Source organism: Microbacterium pullorum, from assembly GCF_014836535.1.
In the GTDB taxonomy this organism is placed as follows: Bacteria; Actinomycetota; Actinomycetes; order Actinomycetales; family Microbacteriaceae; genus Microbacterium; species Microbacterium pullorum.
In genome coordinates this window covers 92,973-103,639 of record NZ_JACSQP010000003.1, presented here as the reverse complement: position 1 = coordinate 103,639, position 10,667 = coordinate 92,973, and the positions used below count along the sequence as shown (strand labels likewise).

General features: G+C 70.9%; 9 protein-coding genes. 7 read left to right on the top strand and 2 right to left on the bottom strand.

What is annotated here, in order from left to right; all coding sequences use genetic code 11:
• Positions 1–182 precede the first annotated feature (182 nt).
• Both H9651_RS05395 and H9651_RS05390 read left to right on the top strand, forming a co-directional pair.
• Positions 183–353 (top strand): hypothetical protein, encoded by a 171-nt coding sequence (locus tag H9651_RS05395; RefSeq protein ID WP_191718138.1) that lies wholly within the window; start codon positions 183–185, stop codon positions 351–353.
• A gap of 76 nt (positions 354–429) precedes the next feature.
• Complete coding sequence (locus tag H9651_RS05390; protein ID WP_191718137.1) at positions 430–2,187, top strand: proline--tRNA ligase; 1,758 nt, start codon at positions 430–432, stop codon at positions 2,185–2,187.
• Positions 2,188–2,203: 16 nt separating this feature from the next.
• Here the strand turns inward: H9651_RS05390 and H9651_RS05385 are convergent, their stop codons facing one another.
• Positions 2,204–3,025, bottom strand: coding sequence for a DUF1206 domain-containing protein (locus tag H9651_RS05385; protein WP_318244771.1), 822 nt, complete (start codon positions 3,023–3,025; stop codon positions 2,204–2,206).
• A gap of 57 nt (positions 3,026–3,082) precedes the next feature.
• Between H9651_RS05385 and H9651_RS05380 the strand changes: the two genes are divergently transcribed.
• The 5 genes from H9651_RS05380 to rbfA all read left to right on the top strand — a co-directional run bounded on the left by H9651_RS05380 (position 3,083) and on the right by rbfA (position 9,729).
• The gene (locus H9651_RS05380; protein WP_318244770.1) at positions 3,083–4,942 is read left to right on the top strand and encodes a lipase family protein; all 1,860 of its coding nucleotides are present in this window, start codon (positions 3,083–3,085) and stop codon (positions 4,940–4,942) included.
• A 97-nt stretch (positions 4,943–5,039) separates the two neighbouring features.
• Positions 5,040–6,029, top strand: a complete 990-nt coding sequence (gene nusA / locus H9651_RS05375; RefSeq protein ID WP_191718134.1) for a transcription termination factor NusA — start codon at positions 5,040–5,042, stop codon at positions 6,027–6,029.
• Positions 6,030–6,082: 53 nt separating this feature from the next.
• Positions 6,083–6,334, top strand: coding sequence for a YlxR family protein (locus H9651_RS05370; protein ID WP_191718132.1), 252 nt, complete (start codon positions 6,083–6,085; stop codon positions 6,332–6,334).
• 94 nt (positions 6,335–6,428) lie between these two features.
• A complete protein-coding gene (gene infB, locus H9651_RS05365) occupies positions 6,429–9,227 on the top strand; it encodes a translation initiation factor IF-2 (RefSeq protein ID WP_191718131.1) in 2,799 nt (932 codons plus the stop codon).
• Between the two features lie 73 nt (positions 9,228–9,300).
• Positions 9,301–9,729 carry a 30S ribosome-binding factor RbfA gene (gene rbfA, locus H9651_RS05360; protein WP_191718129.1) on the top strand — a complete coding sequence of 143 codons (429 nt, stop codon included), beginning with the start codon at positions 9,301–9,303 and terminating at the stop codon, positions 9,727–9,729.
• A gap of 64 nt (positions 9,730–9,793) precedes the next feature.
• Here the strand turns inward: rbfA and H9651_RS05355 are convergent, their stop codons facing one another.
• Positions 9,794–10,660, bottom strand: a complete 867-nt coding sequence (locus tag H9651_RS05355; RefSeq protein ID WP_191718127.1) for an HhH-GPD family protein — start codon at positions 10,658–10,660, stop codon at positions 9,794–9,796.
• Positions 10,661–10,667 lie beyond the last annotated feature (7 nt).

Below are 10,667 nucleotides of genomic sequence, written 5' to 3'. Positions count from 1 at the left end.
GGGATTCCGCGGTTTCTCGTCCCCCGAACGGGGGACAGCGGCAGTTCGTCGGCGCGTTACGTCCCCCATTCGGTGGACATTCAGACAATGAGGTCCACAATGGGAATAAGCGGCTGTCTGGGAGGACAGGGACCGCCCGGGAATCCACTCCGGGGCCTCGTCGGCCGAGGAAGGCACAGCACATGCGAAAGACACCGAAGTCGACTCCGTCCGAGTCGGAGATGTGCGCCTGCGGGCACCACCGGGAAGCGCACGAGCACTACCGCCGCGGCACCGAGTGCTCGATCTGCGATGTGCGTGCCTGCTCGTCGTTCACCGCTGTCGCCGTGCCGGAATACTCCCGCACGAACTGACGGTGTGCGCAGGGCCGAGCGGGCCCTCGCTCGCGGAATCGGCTGAACGCGCGCGGCATCCGTAGACTTGACCCTCGTGGTCACCCGTCTCTCGCACTTCTTCCTCCGCACCCTCCGTGAAGACCCCGCCGATGCGGAGGTCACGAGCCACCGGCTGCTCGTCCGCGCCGGCTACATCCGCCGTCAGGCGCCGGGCGTCTTCGCCTGGCTGCCGCTCGGGCTGCGGGTCAAGGGCAAGATCGAGCAGATCGTGCGTGAGGAGATGGCCGCCGCCGGCGCCTACGAGGTGCACTTCCCGGCGCTGCTGCCGCGCGAGCCCTACGAGGCCACCGGCCGCTGGGAGGAATACGGCGACGCCCTCTTCCGCCTGCAGGACCGCAAGGGCGCCGACTACCTGCTCGCGCCCACGCACGAAGAGGTCTTCACCCTGCTGGTGAAGGACCTGTACTCGTCGTACAAGGACCTGCCGCTGTCGATCTACCAGATCCAGGACAAGTACCGCGATGAGGCGCGCCCCCGCGCGGGCCTGCTGCGCGGCCGCGAGTTCACGATGAAGGACGCCTACTCGTTCGACTACACCGACGAGGGCCTGGATGCCTCCTACGAGGCGCAGCGCGACGCGTACGAGCGCATCTTCCAGCGGCTCGGGCTCGAGTACGTCATCGTGCAGGCGGATGCCGGCGCGATGGGCGGATCCCGCTCGGAGGAGTTCCTGCACCCGACCCCGGTCGGGGAGGACACCTTCGTCCGCTCGGCCGGCGGGTACGCCGCCAACGTCGAAGCGTTCACCACGGTCGTCCCCGCCCCGATCCCGTTCGACGCTCTGCCGGCCCCGGTGGTCTTCGACTCGCCGAACACGCCCACCATCGACACGCTCGTGGCGCACTGCAACACCCACCTCGACGGCGAGTACACCGCCGCCGACACGCTCAAGAACGTCGTCCTCGCCCTCACCCACCTCGACGGCACGCGGGAGCTGGTGGTCGTGGGCCTTCCCGGCGACCGCGACATCGACGACAAGCGCGTCGAAGTGGCCTTCGCCCCCGCCGCCGTGGAGCCCGCCACCGAGGCCGACTTCGCCGCGAATCCGCTGCTGGTGAAGGGCTACATCGGCCCGTGGTCCGAGAAGGGCCCGATCCTCGGCGAGGAGTCGGCCACCGGCATCCGCTATTTCCTGGATCCCCGCGTGGTCGACGGCACGTCGTGGATCACCGGCGCCAACATCGACCAGAAGCACGTCGCCCGGCTCGTCGCCGGCCGCGACTTCACCGCCGACGGTTTCGTCGAGGTCGCCACCGTGCGCGCGGGCGACCCCGCCCCCGACGGCTCGGGCCCCGTGGAGCTGGCCCGTGGCATGGAGATCGGGCACGTGTTCCAGCTCGGCCGCAAGTACGCCGAGGCGCTGGGGCTCAAGGTCCTCGACGAGAACGGCAAGCTCGTCACCGTCACGATGGGTTCCTACGGCATCGGCATCACCCGCATCCTCGCGATCATCGCCGAGCTCAACAACGACGCGAAGGGCCTCATCTGGCCGGTATCCGTCGCGCCGTTCGACGTGCACGTCGTGGCCACCGGACGGGATGCCGCGGCGTTCGAGCTCGCCGAGAAGGTGTCGGCCGACCTCGAGGCCGCCGGGTTCGACGTGCTCTACGACGACCGTCCCAAGGTGTCGCCGGGAGTGAAGTTCGGCGACGCCGAGCTCGTGGGCGTGCCGCAGATCGTGATCGTGGGCCGCGGCGCCGCCGACGGCCAGGTGGAGCTGTGGGACCGCCGCACCGGTGAGCGCGAGGTCGTCGCCGCCACCGACGCGATCGAACAGCTGCGCCGCCGCTGACGGCGTCCGGTGCGTCTCAGAGCGAGGCGTACCGGGCGCGGAACGCGCAGAACACGCCGTAGGCGATGAAGCCGATGCCCACGGCGGCGACGAGCAGCTGACCGAACACCATCTCGCGCAGCGCGTCGAGCGCGCCGTCGATGCCACCGGCCGCCGACGCGTCGATCGTCACGGCGGCGATCAGCAGCAGGATGCCGACGATGAGCAGCGCCGCACCCTTGGCGATGAAGCCCACCACGCCGAGCGCCGTGACGGCGTGGCCCAGCGGCGAGTGCGGGATGTCCATCTTCTTGCGGAAGCTGCGGAGGAACCCCATCACGACGAATGAGACGCCGCCGATCGCCACGCCGAGCCCCACGAGGCCCAGCACGACGCTGCCGCCGGGCACAGCCAACGCGCCCCGACTGGCGTCCTCCGCAGTGGATTCAGCGTCGGGGCGGGCGCCCAGGGCGACGGCGGCGGCGATCGATCCCACGGCGATGAAGGCGACTGCCTGACCCCACTCCGAGGTGCGCCGGCCCCATTTCTTCGCCGCGCCCTTGAGGTCGCCTTCGCGATCGCGGGTGAGCATGCCCTCCGCCAGGTGCCACGTGCCCAGCGCCCACAGTGCGATCGCGAGCAGCCAGAGGGCGGCGAACCCCAGCGGGGCGCCCGCGATCGCCTTGAGCGCGCCGGCCTGATCGCCCTCGCCGTCGCCGCCGAACGCGATCACCAGTGCGATGACACCGATCAGGGCATGTACGACGCCGTTGGCGGCGTAGCCGGCACGAGCGCCCAGCCGGGCCGCCGGGTTGTCGGCGATCTCGCGGGCGGCGCGCCGTGGCGGGGCTTCGGTCACGCGCCCAGCCTAGGCGCACGCAGGGTTCGCGAAGGTGCCCGCGGGTACGATTCCGGAGTGAACAGCCGAGATCGCGGATGGCGTGCCCGCTGGGCGTCGCTGCCACGACTCATCGTCCAGGCCCCCGCTCCCGCGCTGCTGGTCATCGGTGTCGTCGTCGTCGCGCTGGGCCTGCTCATCGTGTTCCGCCCGCTCACCTCGCTCCTGCTCCTGGCCGTCTACATCGGCGTCAGCGCCGTGGTCGCCGGCATCGCGGAACTGCTCTCCCCCCGCGGCTCCCGGCGATGGAACCGTGCTTTCGGCATCGCGTGGATCGTCGGCGGTCTCGCGGTGGCGATCTGGTTCGGCCCTCGGCTGGACCTGCTTCCGAGCGCGCTCGCCGTGCTGCTGATCATCGCCGGCGTCGCCTCGATCGGCGACGCGGTGCTGCGCGGCACCATCAGCCAACGCACGCTGAACCTGGCGTGGGGCGGCGCGCAGATCGTGTTCGGCGTTCTGGCGCTGACCTGGCCCGATGTCAGCGTGCTGGTGGTGGCGGTGCTGTTCGGTGCGCGCACGGTCGTTTTCGGCGTGAGTCTCATCACCCGCGGCATCCGCGCGATCGTCGCCGGAACGAGGACGGATGCCGCGCCGGCGCCGGAGCCGCTCAGCCGCGCGCGCCGCGGGTGGGCCGCTGCCGGCCGCTACGCCGTCGCGCTCCTGCTGGTGGTCACGGCCGCCGGCGGCTCCTGGCTCAACGGCTGGCTCGCAGACGGCGCCCCGGTCGTGGACGCGTTCTACGATCCGCCGGCTGAGGTGCCCGACGGGCACGGCCGGCTGATCCGCTCGGACGCGTATCAGGGGGCCGCGCCGGCAGGGGCCACCGTGCGCCGCATGCTCTACACGACGCGGTCCAGCATCGGGGACCCCGCCGTGGCGAGCGCCCTCGTGATCGTCCCCGACGAGCCATCGGACGAGCCTCGCCCCGTCGTCATCTGGAACCACGGCACGACCGGTGTGGCGCGCGGCTGCGCGCCGAGCCTCGCCGGCGGCACCGCGACCCGGTGGGCCATCCCCGACGTCGACCGCGCCGTCGCCAACGGCTGGGTGGTCGTGGCCCCCGACTACACCGGTCAGGGCGCCCCCGGGGACTTCCCCTACCTGATCGGGCGCGGCGAGGCGCGCTCGGCGCTGGACGCGGTACTGGCGGCGGGAGAGTTCGACGACCTCACCTTGTCGCCCCGGACGCTCGTGTGGGGGCACTCGCAGGGCGGCCATGCGGCGCTGTGGACCACGCAGATCGCTCCCGACTACGCACCCGGCGTGGACGTGCGCGGCACGGCGCTGCTCGCCCCCGCCGCCGACCCGCTCGCCCTCGCCGAAGAGCTCGCCGCCCCCGGCGGTGCGGGTGCCCTGCTGACCGTCATGGTCTCGTGGGTGCTGGTGCCGTACGCCGACACATATGCCGACGTGAACATCGAGGACTACGTCGCCTCGGGTGCGCGGCAGGTCGTGCGCGAGATGGCGCAGCGCTGCCTGAGCGAACCGGGTGTCGTCGTGTCCGCCCTCACCGCCCTCGGGCTCTCGGAGGACGAGCCGATCGCGGTGTCGGACCTGACGACGGGGGCGCTGGGCGCACGTCTGGCAGAGAACGTGCCCGAAGGGCCGTGGGGCACGCCCATCTTCGTCGGCTGGGGTTCCGAGGACGAGGTGCTGCCGACCGTGCTGCAGCGCCGTCTCGTGTCACAGCTGTGCGACAGCGGGGAACGCGTCTTCTCGTGGGTGGTGCCGGGGGCACGTCACCAGCAGATCGTGCAGCCCCGCTCGGAGGTGCTGCCGCTCATGCTGCAATGGAGCGAGACCGTGCTCGAGGCGGACATCGACACCGCCGAGGGTGCGCAGCGCGCCGATCGGCTGTTCGACACCTGCCCCGGGTGAGGCGGGCTCCCAGGTCGCCCCGGCGGCATCCGGTAACGTATACGAGATGCGGTCGCGCCACTCGCGCACCGCGACAGAGCTGAATAGGGAGGACACCGTGGACATCGATCTCGGACTGTTGAAGACGATCGAGCGCGAGAAGGAGATCCCCTTCGACGAACTCGTCGCGATCATCGAGCAGGCGATCCTCACTGCCTACGGCAAGCACACCTCCCCGAGCGGCGAGCTGCCCGACGGCACTCGGGTCGAGCTCGACCGCAAGACCGGTCATGTGGCCATCTTCGTGCCGCTGCTGGACGACGAGGGCGCCGTCATCGGCGAAGAGGAGACCACCCCCGAGGACTTCGGTCGCATCGGCGCGTTCGCCGCCAAGCAGGTCATCGGCCAGCGACTGCGCGACATCGCCGACGACGCTGTGCTGGGGGAGTTCCGCGGCAAGGAGGGCGACATCGTCGCCGGCGTCGTGCAGCAGGGCCCCAACCCCCGCATGGTGCACGTCGACCTCGGCACCGTCGAGGCGATCCTGCCCCCCGAAGAGCAGGTGGCGGGGGAGACCTACCCGCACGGTTCGCGGCTGCGCGTGTATGTCACCAGTGTCTCCAAGGGTCTGAAGGGCCCGCAGATCACCGTGTCGCGCACCCACCCCGGGCTCGTGCGCAAACTCTTCGCCCTCGAGGTCCCCGAGATCGCGTCGGGGCTGGTCGAGATCGTCTCCCTCGCCCGCGAGGCCGGACACCGCAGCAAGGTCGCCGTCATGGCCACCGACCCGTCGATCAACGCCAAGGGAGCGTGCATCGGCGAACTCGGCCGTCGCGTGCGTGCGGTGACCGAGGAGCTCGGCGGCGAGAAGATCGACATCGTCGACTACAACCCCGAGCTCGCCGCGTTCGTCGCGAACGCCCTGTCGCCGGCGAAGGTCACCTCGAGCTTCATCCTCGACGCCACCACCAAGGCCGTGCGCGCCCTCGTCCCCGACTACCAGCTGTCGCTGGCGATCGGCAAGGAAGGGCAGAACGCCCGCCTGGCCGCCAAGCTCACCGGCGCGAAGATCGACATCCAGCCCGACAGCATCCTGGAGGAGGGCTGATCCCCGAGGCTCGCCTCGGGGTGGCATCCGCCCGGGATGCGGGAGGGGGTAGGATGGAACCCGTTCGAACATGCGTGGGGTGCCGCGCACGTGCCCCCCGGGCCACCCTCACCAGAGTCGTGGCCTTCGACACGCAGCTCGTCGTAGATGAGCGGGCGGCGATGCCGGGACGGGGCGCGTGGGTGCACGCGACGCATGAGTGTGTGGATGCCGCCATCCGGCGCCGTGCCTTCGGGCGAGCATTGCGCGTGTCGAGTCCGCTTGACACGTTGTCCCTTCAGAACCACTTCCAGCGAAACGGCTGAACGGCTATGGACTCAAAGTGAACGGCTCGAAATGAGACCCGTCCGCAACTAGTGGTCTGCTCCTGTCTGGGGCAGACCTTCAGACAGGAGAATTGTGGCAAAACCACGCGTGCACGAGATCGCTTCCGAACTCGGCGTAGACAGCAAGGTCGCCCTTGCGAAGCTGAAGGAGCTCGGCGAATTCGTCAAGAGCCCTTCCTCGACCATCGAGCCCCCCGTGGCTCGCAAGCTCCGTCAGGCCCTGCAGGCCGACGGTGCGAAGCCCGCAGGGAACACCCCGGCACAGGGCACCTCCGCTCGTCCGGGTCGCCCCGGTCCGGCGCGCCCCGCAGCGCCGAGCGCCCCCGCGGCCTCGACCCCGACCCCGGGTGCCGCCAAGCCCGCCCCGGCTCCGGCTCCCGCTCCGGCCGCACCTGCGGCACCGGCCGCCGCCACTCCGGCAGCAGCCGCCACTCCGGCAGCGCCGGCGCCGGCTCAGCCCGAAGCGGCCAAGCCCGACGCAGCCAAGACCGAGACGCCCCCGTCCGCTGAGGGCGGCACCGGCGCTCCCACCCCCGGCGCCCCGCGTCCGGGCGGCGCGCCGCGCCCCGGCAACAACCCCTTCGCTTCGGCGCAGGGCATGGGTCAGCGTCCCGCCGGCCCGCGCCCCGGCAACAACCCCTTCGCCTCGGCGCAGGGCATGGGGCAGCGTCCCACCCCCGGCAACATCCCGCGTCCGCAGGCGCCGCGTCCCGGCGCCCCGCGTCCGGGTGCCCCGCGCCCCGGTGGCGCAGGTCGCCCCGGTGGCGGTGGCCGTCCCGGCGCCCCGTTCCAGCAGCGTCCCGGCGGTCCCGGCCGTCCCGGTGGTGCCCCCGGTGGGTTCCAGCGTCCCGGTGGTCCGCCCGCGGGTGGTTTCGCCGGTCGTCCCGGCGGCGGCGGTGGCCGTGGTCGTGGGCCCGGCGGTGGTACCGCAGGTGCCTTCGGCAAGGGTGGCGGCAAGTCCAAGCAGCGCAAGTCGCGGCGGGCGAAGCGGCAGGAATTCGAGATGCGGTCGGCGCCGGTCGTCGGCGGCGTCAACGTCTCGCGCGGTAACGGCGAGATCATCCGCATGCGCCGCGGCGCGTCGATCGCCGACTTCGCCGACAAGATCGAGGCCATCACCGGCTACACGGTGCAGCCCGGCACGCTCGTGACGATTCTGTTCAACCTCGGTGAGATGGCCACGGCCACGGAGTCGCTGGATGAGGCGACCTTCGAGGTGCTCGGCGAGGAGCTGGGCTACAAGATCCAGATGGTCTCGCCCGAGGACGAGGACAAGGAGCTCCTGGAGGGCTTCGGTCTGGACCTCGAGGCAGAGCTCGAGGCCGAGAGCGAAGACGACCTCGAGATCCGTCCGCCCGTCGTGACCGTCATGGGCCACGTCGACCACGGTAAGACGCGACTGCTCGACGCGATCCGTCAGACCAACGTGGTCGCCGGCGAGGCCGGTGGCATCACGCAGCACATCGGTGCGTACCAGGTGTGGACCGAGCATGAGGGCATCGAGCGGGCGATCACGTTCATCGACACCCCCGGTCACGAGGCGTTCACCGCCATGCGTGCCCGTGGTGCGCAGGTCACCGACCTCGCGATCCTCGTGGTCGCGGCCGACGACGGCATCATGCCCCAGACGGTGGAGGCGCTGAACCACGCACAGGCGGCGAACGTGCCGATCGTCGTGGCTGTGAACAAGGTCGACAAGCCCGACGCCAACCCGGCCAAGGTGCGCCAGCAGCTGACCGAGTACGGCCTGGTCGCCGAGGAGTACGGCGGCGACGTCATGTTCGTCGACGTCTCCGCTCGCCAGGGCACCAACATCCAGGAACTCCTGGATGCCGTGCTGCTGACGGCCGACGCGGGACTCGACCTCACGGCGAACCCGAACAAGGCCGCCCGTGGTGTCGCGATCGAAGCCAAGCTCGACAAGGGCCGCGGCTCGGTGGCCACGGTGCTCATCCAGTCCGGAACGCTGCGCGTCGGCGACGCGATCGTCGCCGGCACCGCCTACGGTCGAGTGCGCGCCATGTCTGACGAGAACGGCGATGCGGTCGAAGAGGCCTACCCGTCCCGCCCCGTGCAGGTGCAGGGTCTGAACTCCGTGCCCCGCGCCGGTGACACGTTCATCGTGACCGAAGAGGACCGCCTCGCCCGCCAGATCGCTGAGAAGCGTGAAGCGGCCGAGCGCAACGCCCAGCTGGCCAAGGCCCGCAAGCGCATCTCGCTCGAGGACTTCACCCGCGCTCTGCAGGAGGGCAAGGTCGAATCGCTCAACCTCATCATCAAGGGTGACGTCTCGGGTGCCGTGGAGGCGCTGGAGGAGTCGCTGCTGAAGATCGAGGTCGACGACTCCGTGCAGCTGCGCATCATCCACCGCGGTGTGGGTGCCGTCACCGAGTCCGACGTGAACCTCGCGACGATCGACAACGCGATCGTCATCGGGTTCAACGTGCGCCCCGACGCCAAGGCACGCGAACGTGCTCAGCGCGAAGGCGTGGACATCCGGTTCTACTCGGTCATCTACAACGCGATCGACGATGTCGAGCAGTCGCTCAAGGGCCTGCTCAAGCCGGAGTACGAAGAGGTCCAGTCGGGCGTCGCCGAGATCCGCGAGGTGTTCCGCTCCTCGAAGTTCGGCAACATCGCCGGTGTCATCGTGCGGTCGGGAACGATCACGCGCAACGCCAAGGCCCGCGTCATCCGCGACGGTGTCGTGGTGGCCGACGGTCTGGCGATCGAATCGCTGCGCCGCTTCAAGGACGACGTCACCGAGGTGCGCACGGATTACGAAGCCGGTATCGGCCTCGGCAAGTTCAACGACATCCAGGTCGGCGACGAGATCGAGACCACCGAGATGGTCGAGAAGCCGCGAGGCTGATCACCCGGCGGGGGGGGGGGGCCCCGGCCCCCCCCCCCCCCCCCCCCCCCCCACCACCTCCAGGGAGAGAACGATGTCTTCAGAGCGTCAGGCCAGACTGGCCGATCGCATCCGCGTCTTGATCGCGGAGAGGCTTGAGAAGGGTCTTCGCGACCCGCGTCTGGGTTTCACCACGATCACGGACGTGAAGGTCACGGGTGACCTGCAGCACGCCTCGGTGTTCTACACGGTGCTGGGCACCGAGAAGGAACGAGCGGATTCCGCGGAGGCGCTGCGGGCGGCCACCGGCATGCTGCGCAGCGAAGTCGGGCGCAAGCTCGGTGTGCGGCTGACCCCGACCCTCGAGTTCATCCCCGATGCGATCCCCGAGAACGCCGGGCACATCGAGGACCTGCTGCGCGAAGCGCGCGAGCGCGATGCCGCCGTGGCAGGCCTCGCGACCGGAGCCGCCTACGCCGGCGACGCCGACCCCTACGTCAAGCCCCGCGAAGACACCGAGTGAGCATTCGCAGCCGCGAGTGAGCATTCAGGTCGCCGAGTGAGCATTCGCGCCCGCGAATGAGCACTCAGCGGGGGAGCGCGAGCTTACCCTCGGATGCCTCCACGAGCCCGTCCGCGATGAGTGAGTCGATCGCCCGGTCCCGCTGTCGCTGATCCGGCCAATCCGCGATCACGCCGTCCGCGGCCACCGCGTGCGACGTGGCATCCCGCAGCACCCGCAGCACCGCACCCCGCGCCTGCCGGTCGCTGCCTTCGTACCGCGCCTGCCGGCGCCGCTCGTCGCCGGTGTCGGGGTAACCGGCAGCCCGCCACGCGCATGCATCCGCGAGCGGGCACGCGTCGCAGCGCGGCACCCGCGCCGTGCACACCAGTGCCCCCAGTTCCATGGCCGCGGCGTTGACGATCGCGGCATCCGCATCGTCCGCCGGCAGCACCGCCGCCATCGCGGCGAGGTCGCGCTTGGCGGGGGCGCCGGGCTGCGACCTGCCGTCGACGGCACGTGCCAGTACGCGGCGCGTGTTGGTGTCGACCACCGCATGCCGCTGACCGTACGCGAACACGGCGACCGCGCGGGCCGTGTAGTCGCCGATGCCGGTGAGCGCGAGGAGCGCGTCGACGTCGGCGGGCACGACGCCGGCGTGCCGGTCGCGGATCTCCACGGCCGCCCGGTGCAGCCACAGCGCCCGGCGCGGGTAGCCGAGGTTCGCCCACTGGCGTACGGCGTCGGCCGGTGCCGCCGCGGCGAGATCGGCCGGCGTCGGCCAGCGCTCCAGCCACGCTTCCAGCAGCGGCACCACCCGCGCGACGGGCGTCTGCTGCAGCATGAACTCGCTCACGAGCACGCCCCACGCCCCGAATCCCGCCCGGCGCCACGGCAGGTCGCGCGCGGTGTCGCGGTACCACGCGATGAGCGGGGTGGCGAGGTCGGGCACCGCAACA

What these genes read in the sequence shown, in the direction of transcription:
- H9651_RS05395 (WP_191718138.1), top strand. Translation starts at nt 183, where the DNA reads ATGCGAAAGACACCGAAGTCGACTCCGTCCGAGTCGGAGATGTGCGCC.
- H9651_RS05370 (WP_191718132.1), top strand. Translation starts at nt 6,083, where the DNA reads ATGGAACCCGTTCGAACATGCGTGGGGTGCCGCGCACGTGCCCCCCGG.
- rbfA (WP_191718129.1), top strand. Translation starts at nt 9,301, where the DNA reads ATGTCTTCAGAGCGTCAGGCCAGACTGGCCGATCGCATCCGCGTCTTG.